Genomic DNA, 22,534 nt, shown 5'->3' on the forward strand with positions numbered 1-22,534 from the left:
CATCTATCTAAAATGAAGAAATTTGTGGAGGATGCCAATGGTAAAACGCTGATACTGATAGATGAGTTTGGTACCGGTACCGACCCGCAATTTGGCGGCCCTATAGCCGAAGCCGTGCTGGAAGCCTTGAACCATAAAAAGGTGAGAGGGATGGTTACCACGCATTACTCCAACCTTAAAATCTTCGCCAGCCATACCGAGGGTATCGAGAATGCCTCCATGCTATTCAACAATACCGAAATGCTGCCCATGTATATGCTGGAGGTTGGCAAGCCGGGCAGCTCGTATGCTTTTGAAATAGCGCAGAAGATAGGCCTACCGCAAAACGTGCTTAACCTGGCCAAAAATAAAATAAGCAGCGGCCAAAAAAAGGTTGACAGTTTATTGGTTGATTTAGAACGCGAAAAGAAAGAGATATTTGATACTAAGCTTAAACTGGATAAACAGCAACGCCGTATGGATAGCTTACTGGCCGAAAATGAAGAGCTGAAAAGCTTTTTAGACGAAAACAGAAAAGCACTGTTGAAAGAGGCCAAACAGGAAGCAAAGAATATTATACTGAATGCTAACAAGTTGGTTGAGAATACCATCGCCGAAATAAAAAGCAGTAATGCCGATAAAGAGATCACCAAAAACCTGCGCGACAATTTAACGGTAGAACTTCAGAAAAACACGGTTAAACCGGATGTTGTAAAACCAAAGGTGGCTGCAGATGAAGATATTAAACCGGGCGACTGGGTTAAACTGATAGACGGCGATACCACTGGCCAAGTAATAGAACTGATAAAAGATAACGTAGTTATTGCCATGGGCGAATTGCGGACCGTTGTTAAGCGCAAACGCTTAGAAAAGGTTACAAAGGCCGCCGTACCAAAAGAACTGCGTAAGTCGATGAATACCCATACCAGCGATATAGCCAGCTTTAGTCCGGAGATTGACGTGCGCGGTATGCGAACCGAGGATGCGCTGTTTGCCATTGAGAAACTTTTTGACCGCGCCCTGATGATGGGTTTTGGGACCCTTAAGATATTACACGGGAAAGGCGATGGCATTTTACGCAAGATGATACGCCAGTACCTGAAAAAATATGATCAAGTTGACCGCATGGAAGATGAACATCCGGACAGGGGTGGGGATGGGATTACTTACGTATATTTAAAATAGGCGTAGTAGCCGGGTTCCGCGATTCCCCTCTTGAGAGGGGTGCAGGGGTGTGTTATATGAGCGATTGGAATAACACACCCCTGCCAGTGCTCCGCCAAACGCGCCCCCTCAAGAGGGGAAAGAGAAAGCGCTTTGTTTTAAATTTAATCGTTGAATTAAACAATACAATTACCATGAAACGTTCTGCATTTTTTCTGTTTCTAACCTTAGCATTTGCCACCCTCAACAGCAGGGCGCAAACTATTATCAATTTTAATAACCACAATGTTAAATACATGGGCCGTATAGCTTTGCAGGATAGCTCTGCCGAACTTACCTGGACGGCATCATCGGTAATTATTAATTTTAATGGTACGGCTGCGAAAGCTTTATTGAGGGATGATACCGGGATGGATCGTGTAACCGTTGTGGTTGATGGCAAGGTTACCAGTACTGCTATACAGCCCGCCAAAAATCCAACAGAATATGAGCTGGTATCCGGCTTGCCAAAAGGCAACCACCGGTTAGAGCTGTTTAAACGTACCGAATATGATATGGGCAGCCTGTTCTTTTACAGTTTTAATATCAACGGTAAAGTACTGCCGCCACCGGTTAATGCCCATAGAATAGAATTTTATGGTAACTCCATTACCTGCGGTTATGCTATTGAAGATACTGCAGGCAAGGATAGGGGGACTGCCGAGTTTGAGAATGGCTACAAAAGTTACGCGAATATCACCGCACGCCACTTTAACGCCGATTATCATTCTATATCAAAAAGTGGGATAGGCGTTGTTATCAGCTGGTTTGATTATGTAATGCCCGATATTTACGATCGTGTTAAAGCCCATGATTCTACCGCTAAATGGGATTTTAAGAAGTACACACCCGAACTGGTTGTGGTTAACCTATTCCAAAATGATTCATGGTTAAGCGTCAACAAGGAACACCCACAGTTTAAAAAGCTGTTTGGCACTACGCCGCCAACACCTCAATTCATCATAGAGCACTATCAAAAATTTATCGTATCTATCAGGAGCAAATATCCAAAGGCAAAAATAATTTGCGCTTTAGGTGCTATGGATGCTACAAAAGAAGGCTCGGCATGGCCGGGATATATTGAGAATGCCGTTGCTGGCTTACATGATAAAGATATTTATACCCATTTCTTCCCCTACAAAAATACCCCCGGTCACCCAAGCGCCAAAGAGCAACAGGTTATGGCCGATGATCTGATTGGGTATATTACAAAGACGTTTAAGTGGTAATACAACCTTTGTCATGCTGAGCGATAGCGAAGCATCTATTAGCGAACTGTGCATAACCACCCTGTCATTTCGAACGAGCATGGGCAGGATTTGGCGCAGGAGCGAGGAGAAATCTTTTACTCATGCATGTTCAGCTATGCAAGGCCATCGTGTCTGTTGTAAAAGATTTCTCCTCGTACCTCGTTCGAAATGACAGGTTTGAATTACTTTACTCCCCAAACCTTGGGTCGGGTGTTTCGTTAGGGCCGGGGGTATTCATATTGTCGTAACCATCGGCAGTGCCTTTCTGGTAGCTTTGCTGCGATTCGTTCCTGTTATCTTCCGTGTCGTTGTTCTGCTCCGAATCTTCTCTAACAGGGGCGGCATTTTCTTCGTCAGACTGGCCGTTAGGCACCGCGCCGGTAGTTTCGGTATAGTTAGACTGGCCTAACTGGCTGGGGTCTTTAAAGTTATTATACTCGGGGTGTTCGTCAGATGGTTCGGTACGCCTGAAGTATTCGTTGGTGTAACCGGCGTTTTGTGATGGGTTATTTTTGTCATCACCGGCTGGTGTGTTACTGCTCTTACCAAAACGTTGACCACCCGAAGGAGTTCCTTCCATACCAGGCTCGTTACCTGTTTTCTCTTCCGAGCCAAACATAAAGGACTTGCGGCGCAGGTCTTTTTCTTCCAGATTATGGTCATCTTCTACGCGGTATCCGTGTGGTTTATCTTGCTGTTCGTTATCGTCATATGGTGCCATGATGTTTATAAATTGGTTGTATTGTAATAAAGGTTTGAGTTTTCTAATTGTTTGTATTTGTTAATTATAAATTAATTGAAAGCGATCTATAGTTTCCAAAAACTTTTTGTCGTTTTCGGGTCGTTTTTAAGCCATTTTAAGGCCGTTTTAAGGCCGTTTATGGACGCTTTAGATCTCTGCTTATGTTCAAATATTTCGTTCCATTTTTAAAAAAGCAGAACAAAAGCAATATTTCGATGCTTTACCAGGGCTATGAACCATTAGCATAAATGCGTAAATTCGCCGAATGAATTTTTCATCGAAGTTGCTGGAGGATGCCGTTGCCGAATTTGCGAAACTGCCGGGTGTGGGCCAAAAAACCGCATTGCGTTTAGTGTTGCATTTGCTTAACCGCGATAAGGACGAGGTGCAAAAGTTTAGTACTGCCATAAGCAAGCTGCGTAACGAAATTCAGTTTTGCCAAACCTGCCATAACATATCCGACCAAAAGGTATGTGAGATATGTTCATCGCCCAAACGCGACCATAGCCTGATATGCGTGGTAGAAGATACACGCGATGTAATGGCCATTGAAAATACCAATCAATACAACGGTGTTTACCATGTTTTAGGTGGGTTAATATCGCCTATGGATGGCATTGGCCCCGCCGACCTGCAGGTGGATACGCTTGTTGAAAGGCTGAAAGATAATGCGGTTAAAGAAATTATTTTTGCCCTAAGTGCTACTATGGAAGGGGATACCACTATCTTTTACCTGCACAAACGTTTAAAACAATTCAATATAAATATCTCAACTATTGCCCGTGGCATAGCTTTTGGTGGAGAATTAGAGTATGTGGACGAGATTACTTTAGGACGATCTATCGTAACTCGTGTACCATACGAAAATTCTTTATCCTGATCCGCTATGAAACTTTCCGTTATCGTTGTTAATCACAATATGTGTACCATGTTAAAGCAATCATTATTTGCTTTAATTAGAGCTTGTAGAGATATTGATTATGAGCTAATTGTGGTTGATGATGCATCTACGGACCGGTCTGTAGAAATGGTGCAGAATGAATTCCCGCAAGTAAACCTGATCCTTAATAAATTTACCTTCGGTGTAGCAAAAGCCCGAAATCAGGGTATTGAACTTGCTACAGGAGAGTATGTTTTACTGGTCAATGCGGATACAATTAGCGGCAAAAAAACAATAGAGCAGGTAGTAGAATTTATGGATGCACATAATAATGCCGGTGGTGTTGGTGTGCGTATGCTTAGTCCGCGCGGCCAGTTTTTAACCGAGTCGAGAACCGGTTTTGGAAGAGCCTGGGGTGGTTTATTTAAATTAACCGGCCTGTCTAAATATTTCACAAAATCCCGCTTGTATAAAAATGATGAATTTTGGATAGAGGAAGAGGAATTTGCCACAACCGAGGTTGACGTAATAAATGGCGCCTTTATGCTGCTCCGCAAATCGGTGGTTAACCAGATCGGTGACCTGGATGAAAATTTTGTAATGTTTGGCCATGATATCGACCTGTCATTCCGTATTAGGTTGGCTGGTTATAAAAATTACTATTTCCCAAGAACTTATATACTTAACTTCAATACACAGCTTCAATCTAAATTTAGCTGGGATTACATCAGGCATTTTTATGGTGCTATGATTATATTCGCCACCAAATATTTGCTGCATATGCCAGAGTTAAAAATGCCGGGCATCCCGCAAATGTTTGCCCCGAAATATGAAATTGAAAGATAAGGTAGTCATTATCACCGGCGCATCATCTGGAATAGGTAAAGCCCTTGCTATTGAGCTTGCCGGGCGTGGCGCTAATTTGGTATTGGCAGCCCGCCAGTATGTTACTTTATGCGAAATTGCGCATGATATCCAAGCAGAGTATAATGTAAAAGCTGTAGCTGTACAGTGTGATGTATCAATAGAAGAGGATTGCGCGGCGCTTATTAAGCAAGCATTATCAACTTTCGGAAAAATTGATATCCTGGTGAATAACGCGGGTATATCTATGCGGGCTCTGTTCAAGGATGTAGATCTTAAAGTTTTTAGATCGTTAATGGATGTAAACTTTTGGGGTACAGTTTATTGTACCAAATATGCCCTGCCCGAAATTACAAAAACTAAAGGAAGTATTGTTGGCGTTTCATCCATTGCAGGTTACAAAGGCCTGCCCGGGCGCACGGGTTATTCGGCATCTAAATATGCCATGAATGGCTTTCTGGATGCTTTACGGATAGAGAACCTGCGTACAGGTGTGCATATTATGGTGGCCTGCCCGGGGTTTACCTCATCTAATATCCGCAACACCGCGCTTGATAAGAACGGTACCCAGCAAGGCGAAAGCACCTTGGAAGAAGATAAAATGATGACTTCAGAAGAAGTCGCTCGAATCATTGCAAACGGCATTGAAAACCGCGAACGCACCTTAATAATGACCTTTCAAGGGAAGTTAACCATATTCCTGAATAAGTTTTTACCTGCATTTTTGGATAAGCAGGTTTTTAAAGTTTTCGCGAGGGAGAAGAATGCCCTGTTGAAATAGTGTATTGGTTCATTGGTATTGGATGTACTACTAATCGACTAATGAACAAGTGAACTAATGAACCAAATTATAATCACCAATCTTACTCATATCCAGCTCAATCCTTCCGGTTTCATCCCGGTTAAACATAGGGATGAATTTTGCATCCCATACCATATCATGAGCTGTGTAGGAGGTACGTGAGTGCACCGTTTGTGAAAATGTATCATCAAAAGCTTTGAGCAATACCGCGAAGGATGCCGCACCTTTTTCCAGATCGTCAAGCGTCATGTCAATCAGCGGACTATTTTCATCTAAAGGATGTACAACCGTCCAGTTAAGGGTAAGCAAACTCACAAATTTGCGTTCAACTTCCAACGGAAAAAACCGCCTTATAGGTTTATCATTTACCATTTCATTGTAGGAGAATATGATTTCCACCTGCAGGTCTATCAATACATTTTTACGGATGTTAGCCAGCCTGAACATTAAACCGCGGCCATTTTCCTTGTATGGCGCTACCAGAATATTATCGCTGTAAACGATTTTTGCTGATGGTTTAGAGAAACGGCCATATAATAAGCCTGTTGCCAGTGCAAAAGCCAGTAAGCCTATCATTGATTCAAATGCGGCTACGCTGTTGGCCACCACACCCCGCGGACTAATATGCCCATAACCCACAGTTGATATGGTTTGTGCCGAAAAGAAAAAGGCATCCAAAAGATGGCTCATATGGTTATGGCCCGATGCACCGTCAAGGCTGTCCATGCCTATTAATACATATATAGACGCGAAAAACAGGTTGGCAATTAAATAACCGCTTAATACCACTACCCAAAACCTTGTCCAGCTCATTTTTATAAGCGTATGGTAAGTATCGGCGGTATTAAACCGCGAAAGGCCTCTGCGTTTAACATTTACCGAACCATCTTTATTAATAAGCGGCTGGCTTTTTATAACCGGCTGGGGGCCAAAGCCAAGATCGTTTTCGGGGTTAACTTGTTGATTGCGAATAGCCATACGTTAATTAGCGATTTGGTGAATTAGTGATTTATTGATTTGAAAAGTAAGGGATTCCCCCAATAACTATTCCCCTGATCAATAAATCACTAATTGCTTTTCCCGTAAAAATATCATAAAGCTTGCTTTTAGTGAAAACAATTTCCATATTTGCTTAACAAAATGAAAGTGCAAATATTAAACAACAATTGGTGGTGGCTTAACGAGAATTCGTAAGGCAGCCTCATTTTTTGTTTTTTTATAAAATATACAGAAGGGTTGCCACATGGTAACCCTTTTTTTATGCCCCAAATATGAAACAAATACTTAATCATCTTTTTGAACATAAAATTTTTACCCGCGAGCAATCGAAAGATATTTTGAAGAACATTGCTTTAGGTAAATACAATAATTCGCAAATGGCCGCCTTTATGACGGCTTATTGCATGCGCAGCATTACAGTAAACGAACTGGAAGGTTTCCGTGATGCCATGCTGGAACTTTGCCTGCCAATTGATTTGCAAACAGGCGAACTGATAGACCTTTGCGGTACCGGTGGCGATGGTAAAGACACGTTCAATATTTCTACCCTGGCCTCGTTTGTGGTAGCTGGGGCGGGGTATAAGGTGGCTAAGCATGGCAACTATGGGGTATCATCGGGTTGTGGTTCATCAAACGTGATGGAGCATTTAGGGTATGTGTTTACCAATAATGCCGATGCACTTAAACGCAGCATTGATAAAGCGAATATTTGTTTCCTGCATGCACCACTGTTTCATCCGGCCATGAAAACCGTAGCACCTATTCGCCGCGAATTGGGTGTGAAAACTTTCTTTAATATGCTGGGCCCTATGGTAAATCCCGCTAAACCGCAAAACCAGTTGGTAGGTGTGTTTAACCTGGAGCTGGCAAGGGTATATGCATATCTGTATCAAAAATCTGATGTGAAATATACCATCCTGAACGCGCTGGATGGTTATGACGAAATTTCCCTTACCTGTGATTTTAAAACGTTTTCTGCCGAAGGCGAAAAGATAAACAGCATTGAAAGCCTTGGTTTTGATAAGCTGAATGAAGATCAGATAACCGGCGGGCATACCGTTAGCGATTCGGCCGATATATTTATGAAGGTGCTTAACAATGATGCTACCATTGCCCAAAACAATGTAGTATTAAGCAATGCCGCAATGGCCATTAAAACCATCCACCCGGAAAAAAGCTTTGCAGATTGCTTTTACGAGGCAGAAGAATCGCTGGTAAGCAAAAAGGCATTGGGTAGTTTTAAAACTTTGTTAGCCAATTAAGATGAAAATTAAAGTTTGCGGATTAAGGGATTCTGATAACATTAAAGCTGTTGAGGCCTTAGCGCCCGATTATATGGGCTTTATTTGCTATGACAGATCGCCACGTTTTATTGGCGGCATGGATGATGATGAATTAGTAAATATATCCACTAATGTTATTAAAGTAGGCGTTTTTGTAGATGAGGATGCCGATAGTATAAGCAAGCTAATCTACAAATATAAATTTGACGCGATACAGTTGCACGGAGCAGAAAGCCCTGAGTTTTGCGATATGTTTAAGCACGAGGTACAGGTGATAAAGGCATTTGGTGTGGACGAAAATTTTGATTTTGCACAACTTGAAGCTTACAAGAACAATGTAAATTATTTTCTGTTCGATACTAAAACGGCTGCGCATGGCGGCTCGGGCAAAACATTTAATTGGAGTATATTGAATAAATATAAGCTGGATGTGCCTTTCTTTTTATCGGGTGGATTAAGCCTTGATAATTTGGAGGAAGTGAAGCAAATACAACACCCTGCATTTTATGGGGTAGACCTTAACAGTAAGTTTGAGATATCACCAGCATTAAAAGACATAGATAAATTAACACAAGCATTTAATACAATAAATACATTTAACAGCAATGAAGTACGGAGTTAACGAAAATGGCTATTACGGAGATTTTGGAGGCGCATACATACCGGAAATGCTGTACCCAAATGTTGAAGAGCTAAGACAGGAGTATATAAAAATACTGAGCGACCCAAGCTTTAAAGCCGAGTTTGACCAGTTGTTGAAAGATTATGTGGGCAGGCCTTCGCCATTGTATCATGCAAAAAGATATTCTGAAAAATATGGCGCTAATATCTTCTTTAAACGGGAAGACCTGAACCATACGGGTTCGCACAAAATAAATAATGCCATTGGGCAGATACTTTTAGCGCAGCGTCTTGGTAAAAAGCGCATTATTGCCGAAACAGGGGCCGGTCAGCATGGGGTAGCAACTGCTACAGTTTGCGCCTTAAAAGGTATAGAATGTATTGTTTATATGGGCGAAATTGACATGGAGCGCCAGGCACCAAACGTGGCCCGTATGAAGATGTTGGGTGCAAAGGTAGTGCCGGCAACGTCGGGCAGTAAAACGCTTAAGGACGCCACCAATGAGGCCCTGCGCGACTGGATAGGTAACCCGGTTGATACCCATTACATTATAGGCTCGGTAGTAGGCCCGTATCCTTACCCGGATATGGTAGCTCGTTTCCAGTCAATTATATCTGCAGAAACAAGAACACAATTACTGGAGCAAACAGGCAACGAATTACCGCAATACGTTATGGCCTGTGTAGGTGGTGGCAGTAACGCTATGGGTATGTTCTATCATTTTTTAGATGATGAGGATGTTAAGCTGGTTGCTGTTGAAGCCGCGGGTAAGGGTGTTGATAGCGGGCACTCGGCAGCTACCACATTTTTAGGTAAAGAAGGCGTGTTACACGGCAGCCGTACCATACTAATGCAAACTGCCGATGGGCAGGTAGAGGAACCCTATTCTATATCCGCCGGACTGGACTACCCCGGTATTGGTCCGCAACATGCGCATTTATACAAAATAAACCGCGCCAAATATGTAAGTATCACCGATGATGAAGCATTGGATGCCGGCTTGCTTTGCTCACAAATGGAAGGTATTATCCCGGCCATTGAAACCGCGCACGCGCTGGCCTACCTGGAGAAGATGACCTTCCAAAAAAGCGATAACGTGGTGATATGCCTATCGGGCAGGGGGGATAAAGATTTGGATACTTATATCAGGCATTTCGGGTTCTAAGTTAGAGGATTAGGGTCTGGAGATCAGAGTGTAGTTAAGATTGATTTTTCTAATCTCTGATCGTCAGCTCTATAACCTCTAATATTAACTGTATCATAACCGAACACGTACTGTTACAGTTACGTACATATCGTACAGTTATCCATCTGTTTAAATATCTCATTATTAGTAACTTAGTAATTTGGTATATGTTTTAGCCTTTATAAAACATAATACCATAGCTATGTTTAAAAATTACTTTAAAATTGCCTGGAGAAACATCATCCGTCATAAGGCACATTCTATCATAAATATTTCCGGCTTAAGTGTGGGCATTGGTGCGTGTTTACTCATCTTCGTAATCCTGCAATTCGAGCTTAGCTACAATACTTTCAACAGTAATTTCAAAAGCATCTATCACGTGGTTACCAAACAAACCGCGGAAGATGGTATAAACTACAACCCGGGCGTTTCTACACCGGCCCTGGATGCTTTGCGGATCGATTTCCCACAGATAAAATTTGCAGCTTTAAACTCAAGCTACGGCAGCCAAATGACCGTTCAGGGTGCTGATCCTGGCAACGCCGCAGGTGATAAAAAATTCATCGAGCCTATTGGTGTCTTCTTTATGGAACCGCAGTTCTTCGATATCTTTCAGGCCAAATGGCTTAATGGTACTAAAGACGCGCTTTCGCAGCCCAATATGGTTGTTGTTAGCAAAGCTATTGCTACCAAATACTTTGGCGACTGGAAAACCGCCGCAGGTAAAACCATTAAAATGGATAATACCTTAAACCTAAGGGTAGCAGGGGTTGTGGATGATTCGCCAAGTAACAGCGATATCCCGATGAAAATAATGGTATCGTACATTACCTGGAAACAAACAGGCACCACCTATAATTATAATACCGATTGGGGGTCTATAAGCAGTAATCACCAGATATTTGCTTTATTGCCGCAAAGCTTAAGTCAGCAGAGTTTTGAAAAACAACTTATAGGCTTTACAAATAAGAACTTAAACGACAAAAAACGCACCCCACGCGCCCACCTGGCACAGCCACTTAGCCAGATGCACTTTGATACCAAAGTAGGCAATACCCTTGGCGACCACCTTACCAGCAAGGCTACCATTAATACCTTAACCTTTATTGCAATTCTAATTATCCTGATGGCATCTATCAACTTCATTAACCTGTCAACTGCCCAATCGGTTGGTCGTTCAAAAGAGGTAGGGATCCGCAAGGTAATGGGCAGCACGCGTAAACAGCTTATTGCCCAGGTAATTGGCGAAACTACAATGGTGATCCTGTTCTCGGTAATATTAGCTGTCGCGATGGCAAAAATAGCTTTGCCTTACCTTAAAAACATTGCCAGCGTGCCCGATGATATCGCTTTGCTAAATACAGGCACTGTGTTATTCCTGGTAATCACTTTGGTAGCAGTAGTGCTTTTATCGGGCATTTACCCGGCATTGGTTATGTCGGGCTTTAAACCTGTTGCCGCGCTTAAAAATAAAATCACAGCGGCATCAATAGGTGGCATACCATTGCGCAGGGCATTGGTTGTGGCGCAATTTGCTATAGCACAGTTACTTATTATCGGTACCATCGTAGCCGTTAACCAAATGAATTTTGTAAACGAGGCCGACCTTGGTTTTAACAAAAACGCGGTTTTGGTGATACCGGGTTATACCGATAGTATCAGCCTGGGCAAAATGGAATCGTTTAAGCAACAGATCCTGCAAAATCCCGATGTTAAATCGATGAGTTTTGCTTCGGATGCACCATCATCAGAAAATAATTGGGGTTCAAATTTCTACTTCAACAACTCCATGAAGGATATAAACTTTACCACTTTTTTAAAGTTTGCTGATGGTGATTACTTTAAAACCTACGGGTTGAAATTTGTTGCAGGTAAGGAGTACGACAGCAGCGACACCGCCCGACAAGTTGTTGTTAACGAAACCTTTATTCATAAGCTTGGCATCCAAAAGGCCGAAGATGCAATTGGTAAAACGGTTAAATTAGGAGGAGGGAAGCGCTGGTTACCTATTACCGGCGTGGTGAAAGATTTCAAGACCAATTCGTTGCGTGATGCCATAAAGCCTATCTATATAATGGCTCAAAAACAGTACGAATCGCAGGTGGCTGTTAAGATCCAGACAAAAAACCTTACTAAAACAACCAAGGAGATTAAAAAGCTTTGGGAAAGCACTTACCCGGAATATGCTTACAACGGCTATTTCCTTGATGATAATATTGCACAGTTCTACCGCCAGGAAAACCAACTGGCGCTGGTTTACAAGATCTTCGCCTTTATCGCCATATTCATATCATGCCTTGGTTTATACGGGTTGGTATCGTTCATGGCAGTACAACGTACTAAAGAAGTTGGTGTGCGTAAAGTATTAGGGGCGTCGGTATTCAGCATTGTGCTGCTGTTCTCAAAAGAGTTTATGATACTGATAGCCATATCCTTTGTGATAGCTATGCCGGCAGCCTGGTACATGATGTCGGGCTGGTTACAAAACTTTGCTTACCGCATACCATTAACAGCGGGCGTATTTGTGTTGGCTATTGTGTCATCTATAGTAATAGCTTGGTTAACGGTGGGGTATAAAGCAGTTAGGGCGGCACTGGTAAACCCGGTGAAGAGCCTGAGAAGTGAATAGTTGAGACTTAAATATTAGAAATTTATCATTTAAATTATATGTTAAAAAATTATTTTAAAACGGCCTGGCGTAGTTTGCTTCGTAACAAAAGCTATACTATAATAAATATCACAGGGCTTGCCATTGGTATTGCCGCCTGTCTGCTTATATTTTTAGTGATACACTTTCAAACCGGGTTTGACACCTATCACGCTAAAAAGGACCGTATTTATCGCGTATTAAATCAACGCACCTCGTCTGAAGGTGTTAAACTAAGGGCCGGTTTACCATTGCCTATAGCAAGAGATTTGCGCGTTGACTTCCCCCAATTACCGCTGGTAACAACTGTTATTAACGATCAAGGGAAACAAATAAGCGTCAAGGATAATGCAGGACAAATTAAAAGATTTAAGGAAGATGACCTTTATATTACCGACACACAATTTTTTAATGTATTTGACTTTACCTGGGTAGCCGGCGATAAAAAAACGGCCTTGAACGAACCTAATACCGCTGTGCTTACGCAGCGCATGGCAAAAAAATACTTCGGCGATTGGCAAAATGCAATAGGTAAAACCATTACTTACGAAAACAAGATAGACCTTAAAGTCACCGGTATACTGCAAGATCTGCCTTTAAATACTGATTTACCTGTAAATATCGCGATATCATACCCTACCATTAAAAAGACTGACTATGTTAACAACCTTGAAGACTGGAACAGCAATTTTGGATCGCACAATTGCTTTATTGTATTGCCTGAGAATGTAAGCGAGGCACGTTTTAACCATGATATGGTGGCATTTATAAAAAAACATCGCCCTGATGAAGCTAAAAGAGAAGCATTTTTATTGCAGCCGCTAACAGAAATGCATTTTGACACCCGTGTCGGCTTATTCAGTGGACAAGTATTTAGTAAAGACATGATCAGGACATTAAGCCTTATCGGTGCGTTTTTACTGGTAATAGCGTGTGTTAACTTTATAAACCTGGCCACGGCACAGGCGGTTAACAGGTCTAAAGAGGTGGGTATAAGAAAGGTATTAGGCAGCAAGCGCAAACAGCTTATCCTGCAGTTTTTAAGCGAAACATTTATCATAACCCTGTTTTCTGTAGTGTTAGCAATGGGTTTAAGCGAAGCGGCTTTGCCTGCATTAAACGGCCTGCTCGAAATAAAACTAAGTTCCGGCTTTATTACCGACCCGATTATTGTAACATTTTTAGCGGTGGTACTTATTGTAGTTACCTTATTGTCAGGCTTGTATCCTTCAATGGTGCTATCGGGCTTTAACCCAATAGCTGCATTAAAAAACAAAATTACCGGGGTTAGAAGCAATGGTATAACCTTAAGGCGTGGCCTTGTTGTGATACAGTTTGGCATAGCGCAAGTGCTGGTAATAGGCACTATAGTTATTATCAGCCAATTAAATCATTTCAAAAACTCGCCATTAGGCTTTGATAAAGATGCTGTAATAACAGTAACCTTACCCGGCGACAGCATTAGCCGCCTAAGGATGGGTGCTTTACGAAACGAAATACTACGGCAGCCGAACGTTAAAAATTTTAGCTACAGTTTTAGCAGTCCGTCTGATAATATAAACTGGGGCACCCCGATAACTTATGATAACGCAGCTGTTGAAACCGAATTTAGGGTGAATTTGAAATGGGCTGATGCCGACTACTTTAAGCTATATGATCTGAAGTTTCTTGCCGGCGGGCCCTACGCTAAAAGCGATACCGTAAACGCTTATGTGGTTAACGAAACACTTCTAAAAAACCTTGGGGTAACAAACCCTAAAGATGCTATTGGTAAAACCATAAATATTTGGGGTGATAAAAACTTAACTCAAAGAATTGTTGGTGTGGTAAAGGATTTTAATGTTACATCGTTACGCGAACAAATACCACCGGTAGTTATGGCAGCCTGGACAGGGCAGTATGGTATAGCCAATATCAAGCTTTCGCCATCTAACATGCAACCCACCCTGGCAGCAATTGAAAACCAGTGGACAAAAACCTTCCCCGATAATCTCTACGAACACAAATTCCTTGATCAAAAAATAGAGAATTTTTATAAAAAGGAAAGTCAGCTATCTCAGCTATATAAAATATTCGCAGGCATAGCCATTTTTATATCGTGCCTGGGCTTGTATGGTATGGTATCGTTTATGGCGGTACAGCGCACTAAAGAAGTAGGCATACGTAAAACGCTGGGCGCGTCGGTAGCAAATATTGTGTACCTGTTCTCAAAAGAGTTTACCGTGCTTATTCTTATATCCTTTATTATTTCGGCGCCTGTTGCATGGTATTTTATGCAGCAATGGCTTCAGGGGTTCACATATCGCATACATCCCGGTTGGGGAATATTTGCCATATCTATTGTATTATCGGTAATAATAGCGTGGATAACAGTAGGTTATAAAGCAATTAGTGCTGCGCTGGTAAATCCTGTTAAAAGTTTGCGCAGTGAGTAATTTAAGAGATTGGTGAAATACACATATTAGACTAAAACTTAAGGATTTATCCTTAAGTTTTTAGAGTTTTAAATTTAATTAAATAAAGCATCATGATAAAGAACTACTTTAAAACGGCCTGGCGAAACCTTTGGAAAAATAAGGTGTCATCAACAATAAATATTGTAGGCCTTGCCATAGGTATGGCTGCTTGTATTGTCATCCTGCTATTTGTATCGTACGAAAAAAGCTTTGATAACTTTCATAGTAAAAATATTTATCGCCTAAACGAGGTGCAGAAGTTTCCGGGAATGGTGGCATCGCAAAAGGTGGCTTTATCTATGTATCCAATGGGGCCTGCACTAAAAAGCGAGTTCCCCGAAATAAAAAACTTTACCCGCGTTAAATGGGATACTAAGTATCAGACAACCTATGGTGATAAACGTGTATTTCTGCCCCAGGTATTTGCTGTCGATTCTACCTTCCTTAAAATATTTGATTTTAAACTGTTAAAAGGCGATCGTGAAACTGCCTTGGAGAAACCAAACAGTGTTTTAATTACGCAGGAAACGGCGCAAAAACTATTTGGTACCGAAGACCCGATGGGTAAATTCATTACTCATTATGGCGGTGACACTGTAAAATTCGCAGTGACGGGTGTATTGGCTAATGTGCCCCAAAATTCGCAATTGCAGTTCGATGCAGTTTACTCATTCAGTAGTATTGTTAAGCCATGGATGAATAGTTGGGGCGGTAATTGGTTAAATACTTATTTTGAGCTTGCACCAGGCACCAACGTTGCTACATTAGAAAAACAATTCCCCAATTTTCTAAAGAAATATATGCCCGGCGATGGCCATAAGTTCTACGAGCTATTTGTTTTACCGCTTAAAAGCGTCCATGCAAATTCGGCCGATATTGGGCTGGACTATATTAATTTTCAAAAATTTGATAAAAGCTCAACCAACCTGTTTGGGATCATCGCATTTATTGTGCTCATTATTGCCTGTATAAATTTCATGAACCTTTCTACCGCGCGTTCGGCAGAACGGGCCAAAGAGGTAGGTATACGCAAATCAATAGGAGCTGGCCGTTTACAACTGGCTTTACAATTTTTGGGCGAAACCATTTTGCTATCGTTATTTGCGCTGATATTATCAGTTGTTTTGGTTGAATTTGTACTGCCTTATATTAACAATTTAAGTCAGCGTCATATTGCATTACCTATATTTAGCAATCCGGTTTTCATTTTTACTATGCTTGCGGGTACTGTATTGGTAGGTATACTTTCGGGTATCTACCCGGCACTTTTCTTATCATCCTTCCAGCCGGTAAAAGTTTTAAAAGGCTCTGTTGATACCGGCAAGAACAAAGGCAGGCTGCGTAATATTTTAGTTGTTGGCCAGTTTACCAGCGCCGTTTTTCTGATGATAGCCACAGTGTTTGTACTAAAACAACTGGATTTTATGCAAAAGAAAGATCCGGGCTTTACACGTGATCAGGTAGTTACTATTCCGCTTGATAATATAACCTCACGCAAATTCGATTTACTTAAGCAGCAACTATCCGGTAATTCTTTAATTACAGCAGTAACCGGTGCACAAGATAATTTAGGTAGTCATTTAGATCAGTCGGGTGTAGAGTTTAAGTATGATAATGGCCCGTTAAGGCAACTAACCTCAACCAGATTAATTGTTGATCATGATTACCTGAATCTGTATAATATAAAGCTGGCTGCCGGCAAGAATTTTTCGAGCGAGAAAGCTGCCAATGGTCATGAATACATTATTAATGAGGCATTGGCCAAAGAACTGTTAAAAGACTATCCTAAAGCAAAACAGGAATCGCTAATTGGTAAACATTTTGGTTTTGATTCGGCAGGCGTAATTACAGGTATCGCCAAGAATTTCAATTTTAACTCTCTGCATTACAAGGTAGAAACCATGTTTATGCTCAACCAAAAAGATTGGGGTTTCAGCAATGCATCGGTTAAAATAAAAGCAGGTAAATCAACCGAGGCTATCAACTATATTAAAGCCACCTGGAAAAGCCTGTATCCCGAAAACCCATTCGAATACCAGTTTCTTGATGAGCACTTTGAAGAAGTTTACCGTGCCGATAACCAGGTAAGCAAAATTGTAGGCATACTGGCCGGCCTGGCTATTATAATATCCTGCTTAGGTTTGTTTGGACTGGCATCTTTTTCGGCAGAGAAACGGGTTAAAGAAATAGGGGTAAGAAAAGTTTTAGGCGCATCGGTGCAAAACATAGTGCTGTTACTATCCGGGCACTTTATTAAGCTGGTATTACTATCCAACTTAATTGCATGGCCGCTTGCCTGGTATGTAATGAACCAATGGCTGGAAGATTATGCCTACCGTATTGATGTTACGCTAAGCACGTTTGTTTCTGTGGCTTTACTATCGGTGGTGATCGCCTTATTAACCATTAGTTTTCAATCAATAAAAGCGGCAATTGCCAACCCTGTTAAAAGTTTAAGGAGCGAATAAGTACTTAATACTACATGCAACTGTAACCTCTTTTTGGGTTCTATTGTCATAATTAATACGATATAATAAATAGCATTAAAACTAAACCATATGTTAAAAAATCACTTTAAAATAGCCCTTCGTAACCTGTGGAGGCACCGTATATTCTCGTTTATAAACATTACGGGCTTATCTGTAGGTATTACTGCTTGCTTCTTTATTTTTATGTATGTGGCATTTGAACTTAGTTATGATAAGTTCCATACCAAGGCCGATCGTATTTACCGGCTGGTTACCGATATAAAAACCCCATCAGAAACTATTACTACGAATGTTACTTCTTGGGCGTTTGCGCCTAATATAAAAGCCGATTTCCCGGAAGTAGAAGCATATGTGAGAACAAGCGGTGGTAGTTTCCTGGTAAGAAAGGGTAACGTTAAATTTCAGGAAGAAAGAACATTATTTGCCGATTCCAACTTTTTTAAAGTTTTTGATTTTAACCTGATAAAAGGAAATCCCAAAACGGCGCTTTCTGCTGTGGCAAATGTTGTATTTACAGAAACAGCTGCTAAAAAGTATTTTGGCAACACCGATCCGGTAGGGCAAACCGTATTACTATCCGGCGAAGGTATACCAGCCATGGTAACGGGTGTAATGAAAGATATGCCCGGAAATTCGCAGATAAAGGCAGATATGCTGGTATCGATGTCAACCATTACCCAAAAGTTCAATAAAGGTATTGAGGAGCAATGGGGTAATTACGGCGCAACAACTTATTTGTTATTAAAACCGGGCGTGAATGCCAAAACATTACAGGCAAAATTCCCTGCATTTGTAGAGAAACGTAATGGCGAAGAAAGCCGCAAACGCCAAATGTTTGCCACCTTATCGCTGGAGCCTTTAAAGGATATTTATCTACATTCAAAAAGGGGAGGACAAGAAGTAGGCAGCATTAGCAATGTTTACATATTTAGTATAGTAGCAGTATTTATACTGTTGATAGCCTGCATCAATTTTATTAATTTAACTACCGCGCGTTCTGTAGAACGGGCTAAAGAAGTAGGCATACGTAAGGTTGTGGGTGCAGCCAAGGGTGAACTTGCCGGGCAATTCATTGGCGAATCTGTAGTGTTATGCTTAATAGCCTTTGTTATTACCGTTATACTCTCGGCTTTATTGCTGCCACTGTTTAACCAGTTATCGGGTAAAATAATTAGTGAAGGCGTATTCTCCAACCCATATTATATAGTTATCCTGTTAGGTATATCTGTTAGTATTGGTTTTTTGGCCGGGATATATCCGGCTATCGTGCTTTCTTCATTTAAACCTGTTATGGTTTTAAAGGGGCGGTTCTCTACCGGTACTAAAGGTAATTTACTAAGAAAAAGCCTTGTTGTGGCTCAATTCAGTATCTCTATAGCGCTGATAATTGGTACCATAATAGTTTATAACCAAATGGATTTTATGCGTAACCGCGACCTTGGTTTTTCAAAAGACCAGATGCTGGTAATGGATAGCAACGGCGATACGGGCAAGGATGCGTTTCAGCAATCTATCAGATCTATACCGGGTGTAAAATCAGTCGCGTTATCATCAAGTGTACCGGGTGGTAGTAATAACGGGGCGTATTCAGAGATCGAGAACAAAAAAGGCGATCTGCAAATAGCCAACCTCGACCTTTATTTTGTTGATTTTGATTACCTGAACCAGTTTAAAATTAAAATGATTGCCGGCAGGCCTTTCTCTCGCGATTTTATAAGCACGGATACAGCGCAGGCAATGATATTGAATGAAGAAGCGGTAAAATTATTTGGTTATAGTTCGCCGCAACAAGCCATTGGTCGCCGCTTTAAACAATGGGGCCGCGAAGGTAAAATAGTTGGGGTGATGAAAGATTTTCACTTCCGGTCGTTACAGGAAAAAATAAAGCCACTAAGCATGCGTGTTGAACTGGGTGGCCTTAACCTGGTATCGGTAAAGGTTGATGCCAAAAACCTGCCTGCAACCTTGGCTGCCATTGAAAGTAAATGGAAACAGGTTATACCAAACAGGCCTTTTAGTTATTACTTTTTAGATGAGTTTTTTGACAGGCAATACCGCAGCGAACAGCGCTTTGGGAAGTTGTTTTTCAACTTTGCTATATTGGCTATAGCCATATCATGCCTTGGTTTGCTTGGGCTGGCATCATATAGTACTTATCAGCGCACCCGCGAAATTGGCATCCGCAAGGTATTAGGCGCATCTACACCGGGTATTGTAAATATGCTTTCAAAAGATTTCATGAAACTGGTTAGTATATCGTTTGTGATAGCAACACCGGTTGCCTGGTATTTTATGCATAAGTGGCTGCAAGATTTTGCATACCGTATAGATATCCATTGGTGGGTTTTTGCTATATCCGGCATATTAGCCATGGTGATTGCTCTTACAACTATAAGTTTCCAGGCTATTAAAGCTGCTATAGCCAATCCGGTGAAGAGTTTACGTTCAGAATAAAGGTTAAAGATGGATTAGAGTTAGGATTTAGAATTTAATATCATGATCAAAAATTATTTCAAAATTGGATGGCGTAATATGATGAAGAATAAGTTCTTCTCGTTCATCAACATATTTGGATTATCGGTAGGGTTGGCGTGCTGCATGCTGATCGCCTTGTATCTTAATTACGAAACCAGTTACGATTCGCAGCATAAAAACGCGTCTAACATTTACCAGGTGGTAACCGCTTTTATACAAAAAGGTAGTAAGCCCGTGAAAATGCCAAACACACCGGCACCAATGGGGGACGCTTTAAAACGCGAGTTCCCCGAGGTGGTTGAAAGTGCAAGGTTGCTGAAATTGTTTATTGAGGATAAAACCATAGTACAGTATAACCCGACCAGTGGCGAGCGTAAATCTTTCCTTGAAGAAAAGGGTTTTCTGGCAGATGCATCCTTCTTTAAAATATTCACCTATAACTTTACCGAAGGGGATGCTGCAAATGCTTTGGTAAACCCACGTACCATAGTAATATCACAAAAACTTGCTGAAAAACTATTTGGTGCTCAATCAGCCCTTAACAAGGTGATACATGTTAACAGCAATACAAACGGTGAACAGGATTATACCGTAACCGGTGTATTTAAAAATGGCAAAACACCATCACATATTGATGCTAACTTCTTCCTGTCTGTAAATGGTGGCAACATGGAAGGTTTTATTAAAAGGCAGGCCAATGATTTTGCCAGCAATAACATGTTTTATACCTATATTTTATTAAAACCCGGTACAAATGCCGCTAAACTGCAAGCCAAACTGCCGGCATTTATGGATAAGTATGCAAGTAAGGATCTGAAAAACATGGGCTTTCAAAAGGAGCAATCGCTTATTTCCCTGCAAGATATACATCTTAGCAGCGAAGTTGAAAGTAACGTAACACCACCCGCCAGCAAAACTTATTTATACGTACTGTTTTCTATCGCGGTTTTTACGCTGATCATTGCCTGTATCAACTTCATGAACCTTTCTACCGCACGCTCATCAAAACGTTCGTCGGAAGTTGGGGTGCGTAAGGTATTGGGTGCCGAGAAATCAACCTTAATAAAACAGTTTCTGGGCGAATCTATCCTGATGACCCTGATAGCCTTTATTTTCGCGATAGCTATCACTTTAATATTGCTGCCACTATTTAACCAGTTGTCGGGAAGGGAAATAACGCTTTCTGTATCACAGGACCTAGTATTGTTTTTTGAATTTTTAGTGATGGCGTTAATAACCGGCGTGCTTGCAGGCAGTTATCCGGCATTTTACCTGTCATCATTTAACCCGGTTAAGGTTTTAAAAGGTAAGCTAACCAATTCATTGGCTGTAGTTGCGGTGCGTAAAGGCCTGGTTGTATTTCAGTTTATAATTTCGGTTGTACTTATTGTAGCCTCAGTAGTTATAGCAAGGCAAATGAACTATATGCGTACTGCCGATCTGGGATTTGCTAAAGACCAGCAAATTATTGTTCCGCTTCGTACCACGACTGCTAAATCTGCTTATGCTGCTTTAAAAGCCGAACTGCAGGAAAATAGCCAGGTGATATCAATTGGCGGCTCGGCCTATTATCCCGGTATATTTAATCCAAGCGATAATTTGATTTATAAGGAAGGGCAAACCACTGCCGAAGGTAAGCGTACCCGCCTCAACTATGTGGATGATAACTTTTTACAAACACTAAATATACAGCCACTTGCAGGCCGTTTGTTTGGCCCTGATTTTCATTCGGATACCAGTAACAGTATTATCATTAACGAAAAAGCCGCCAAAGAATTTGGCTTCAGTAGTGCAAAGGATGCTGTCAATAAAAAGTTGTTCAATAAATTTCAGGATAACACAACCACGTTTACCATTGTTGGCGTGGTAAAAGATTTTCACTATGAGGACCTTCACCTGCCGGTAACGCCCTATGGCTTTATGCTGAACACCGCCGGCTTTAACTATATGGTTATACATGCAAAACCCGGTAACATGGCCAGCATGCTAAAAACTATCGAAACAAGTTGGAAAAAATACGATCAGAACGACCCGTTTGACTATAGTTTCCTGGATGAAGATTTTGATAAGAACTATCAGGCAGATACCAGGCTGGCCGGTATAGTTGGTTATTTTACCGTTGTGGCGATACTGATATCCTGCCTTGGCTTGTTTGGTTTAGCTGCGTTTAGCGCAGAACAGCGCACCAAAGAAATTGGTGTACGGAAGGTATTAGGTGCAAGTGTAAAAACTATTGTGTCTTTATTATCGGTAGATTTCTTAAAATTGATCATTGCCTCTATCATTATTGCTTCGCCAATTGCATGGTGGCTGATGAATAAATGGTTACAGGAGTTTGCCTACCGGAAAGATATAGACTGGACGATTTTTGCTTACACGGCAACTATAGCGGTATTTATTGGTCTGATAACCATTGGTTCGCAAGCGCTAAAAGCAGCGCTGGCAAATCCTGTAAAGAGTTTACGTTCAGAGTAAAGAATCAAGATATAAGAAACAAGACTAAAACAATAATAAAAGGCATATGATCAGGAATTATTTAAAAACAGCGTGGCGTAATTTATTGCAAAATAAAACCACATCTATAATTAGTATGGCCGGCCTGGCAGTAGGTATCTGCTGTTTTTTATTACTGGCTACTTATTTAATTAACGAACTGA

General features: G+C 41.2%; 15 protein-coding genes. 13 read left to right on the forward strand and 2 right to left on the reverse strand.

Going from position 1 to position 22,534, the window contains the following annotated elements:
* A partial coding sequence (locus JWQ85_RS18880; RefSeq protein WP_299470718.1) for a Smr/MutS family protein occupies positions 1 to 1,164 on the forward strand: 1,164 nt, incomplete at its 5' end.
* A 173-nt stretch (positions 1,165 to 1,337) separates the two neighbouring features.
* Positions 1,338 to 2,411: an SGNH/GDSL hydrolase family protein gene (locus JWQ85_RS18885; RefSeq protein WP_299470720.1), complete on the forward strand. Its 1,074-nt coding sequence runs from the start codon at positions 1,338 to 1,340 to the stop codon at positions 2,409 to 2,411.
* Between the two features lie 208 nt (positions 2,412 to 2,619).
* Here the strand turns inward: JWQ85_RS18885 and JWQ85_RS18890 are convergent, their stop codons facing one another.
* A complete protein-coding gene (locus JWQ85_RS18890) occupies positions 2,620 to 3,153 on the reverse strand; it encodes a hypothetical protein (protein ID WP_299470722.1) in 534 nt (177 codons plus the stop codon).
* Between the two features lie 286 nt (positions 3,154 to 3,439).
* Between JWQ85_RS18890 and recR the strand changes: the two genes are divergently transcribed.
* The 3 genes from recR to JWQ85_RS18905 are packed head-to-tail and all read left to right on the forward strand — an operon-like array spanning position 3,440 to position 5,699.
* Positions 3,440 to 4,054, forward strand: coding sequence for a recombination mediator RecR (gene recR / locus JWQ85_RS18895; protein WP_299470723.1), 615 nt, complete (start codon positions 3,440 to 3,442; stop codon positions 4,052 to 4,054).
* A 6-nt stretch (positions 4,055 to 4,060) separates the two neighbouring features.
* The gene (locus tag JWQ85_RS18900; RefSeq protein ID WP_299470725.1) at positions 4,061 to 4,900 is read left to right on the forward strand and encodes a glycosyltransferase family 2 protein; all 840 of its coding nucleotides are present in this window, start codon (positions 4,061 to 4,063) and stop codon (positions 4,898 to 4,900) included.
* Entirely contained in the window at positions 4,884 to 5,699 is an 816-nt protein-coding gene (locus tag JWQ85_RS18905; RefSeq protein ID WP_299470727.1) for an SDR family oxidoreductase, read from the forward strand. The genes JWQ85_RS18900 and JWQ85_RS18905 overlap by 17 nt, the downstream gene beginning before the upstream one ends.
* Before the next feature lie 54 nt (positions 5,700 to 5,753).
* Here JWQ85_RS18905 and JWQ85_RS18910 read toward each other — a convergent pair whose 3' ends face one another.
* A complete protein-coding gene (locus JWQ85_RS18910) occupies positions 5,754 to 6,698 on the reverse strand; it encodes an ion channel (RefSeq protein WP_299470729.1) in 945 nt (314 codons plus the stop codon).
* 293 nt (positions 6,699 to 6,991) lie between these two features.
* Here JWQ85_RS18910 and trpD point away from each other — a divergent pair, with 293 nt between their 5' ends.
* The 8 genes from trpD to JWQ85_RS18950 all read left to right on the forward strand — a co-directional run bounded on the left by trpD (position 6,992) and on the right by JWQ85_RS18950 (position 22,352).
* The gene (gene trpD / locus JWQ85_RS18915) at positions 6,992 to 7,981 is read left to right on the forward strand and encodes an anthranilate phosphoribosyltransferase (protein ID WP_299470731.1); all 990 of its coding nucleotides are present in this window, start codon (positions 6,992 to 6,994) and stop codon (positions 7,979 to 7,981) included.
* 1 nt (position 7,982) lies between these two features.
* Positions 7,983 to 8,624, forward strand: a complete 642-nt coding sequence (locus JWQ85_RS18920; RefSeq protein WP_299470733.1) for a phosphoribosylanthranilate isomerase — start codon at positions 7,983 to 7,985, stop codon at positions 8,622 to 8,624.
* The gene (gene trpB / locus JWQ85_RS18925; RefSeq protein ID WP_299470735.1) at positions 8,608 to 9,789 is read left to right on the forward strand and encodes a tryptophan synthase subunit beta; all 1,182 of its coding nucleotides are present in this window, start codon (positions 8,608 to 8,610) and stop codon (positions 9,787 to 9,789) included. The genes JWQ85_RS18920 and trpB overlap by 17 nt, the downstream gene beginning before the upstream one ends.
* 223 nt (positions 9,790 to 10,012) lie before the next feature.
* Positions 10,013 to 12,439, forward strand: a complete 2,427-nt coding sequence (locus JWQ85_RS18930; protein ID WP_299470737.1) for an ABC transporter permease — start codon at positions 10,013 to 10,015, stop codon at positions 12,437 to 12,439.
* A 38-nt stretch (positions 12,440 to 12,477) separates the two neighbouring features.
* Entirely contained in the window at positions 12,478 to 14,892 is a 2,415-nt protein-coding gene (locus JWQ85_RS18935; RefSeq protein ID WP_299470739.1) for an ABC transporter permease, read from the forward strand.
* Between the two features lie 92 nt (positions 14,893 to 14,984).
* The gene (locus tag JWQ85_RS18940; protein WP_299470741.1) at positions 14,985 to 17,381 is read left to right on the forward strand and encodes an ABC transporter permease; all 2,397 of its coding nucleotides are present in this window, start codon (positions 14,985 to 14,987) and stop codon (positions 17,379 to 17,381) included.
* Between the two features lie 90 nt (positions 17,382 to 17,471).
* Positions 17,472 to 19,856, forward strand: coding sequence for an ABC transporter permease (locus JWQ85_RS18945; protein WP_299470743.1), 2,385 nt, complete (start codon positions 17,472 to 17,474; stop codon positions 19,854 to 19,856).
* A 42-nt stretch (positions 19,857 to 19,898) separates the two neighbouring features.
* Positions 19,899 to 22,352: an ABC transporter permease gene (locus JWQ85_RS18950; RefSeq protein ID WP_299470745.1), complete on the forward strand. Its 2,454-nt coding sequence runs from the start codon at positions 19,899 to 19,901 to the stop codon at positions 22,350 to 22,352.
* Positions 22,353 to 22,534 lie beyond the last annotated feature (182 nt).

Origin of the sequence: Mucilaginibacter sp. (assembly GCF_028288105.1) — a bacterium.
Classification (GTDB): Bacteria; Bacteroidota; Bacteroidia; order Sphingobacteriales; family Sphingobacteriaceae; genus Mucilaginibacter.

Coding starts and splice junctions, on each gene's coding strand:
- JWQ85_RS18885 (WP_299470720.1), top strand. CDS start 1,338: ATGAAACGTTCTGCATTTTTTCTGTTTCTAACCTTAGCATTTGCCACC.
- JWQ85_RS18890 (WP_299470722.1), bottom strand. CDS start 3,153: ATGGCACCATATGACGATAACGAACAGCAAGATAAACCACACGGATAC.
- recR (WP_299470723.1), top strand. CDS start 3,440: ATGAATTTTTCATCGAAGTTGCTGGAGGATGCCGTTGCCGAATTTGCG.
- JWQ85_RS18900 (WP_299470725.1), top strand. CDS start 4,061: ATGAAACTTTCCGTTATCGTTGTTAATCACAATATGTGTACCATGTTA.
- JWQ85_RS18905 (WP_299470727.1), top strand. CDS start 4,884: ATGAAATTGAAAGATAAGGTAGTCATTATCACCGGCGCATCATCTGGA.
- JWQ85_RS18910 (WP_299470729.1), bottom strand. CDS start 6,698: ATGGCTATTCGCAATCAACAAGTTAACCCCGAAAACGATCTTGGCTTT.
- trpD (WP_299470731.1), top strand. CDS start 6,992: ATGAAACAAATACTTAATCATCTTTTTGAACATAAAATTTTTACCCGC.
- JWQ85_RS18920 (WP_299470733.1), top strand. CDS start 7,983: ATGAAAATTAAAGTTTGCGGATTAAGGGATTCTGATAACATTAAAGCT.
- trpB (WP_299470735.1), top strand. CDS start 8,608: ATGAAGTACGGAGTTAACGAAAATGGCTATTACGGAGATTTTGGAGGC.
- JWQ85_RS18930 (WP_299470737.1), top strand. CDS start 10,013: ATGTTTAAAAATTACTTTAAAATTGCCTGGAGAAACATCATCCGTCAT.
- JWQ85_RS18935 (WP_299470739.1), top strand. CDS start 12,478: ATGTTAAAAAATTATTTTAAAACGGCCTGGCGTAGTTTGCTTCGTAAC.
- JWQ85_RS18940 (WP_299470741.1), top strand. CDS start 14,985: ATGATAAAGAACTACTTTAAAACGGCCTGGCGAAACCTTTGGAAAAAT.
- JWQ85_RS18945 (WP_299470743.1), top strand. CDS start 17,472: ATGTTAAAAAATCACTTTAAAATAGCCCTTCGTAACCTGTGGAGGCAC.
- JWQ85_RS18950 (WP_299470745.1), top strand. CDS start 19,899: ATGATCAAAAATTATTTCAAAATTGGATGGCGTAATATGATGAAGAAT.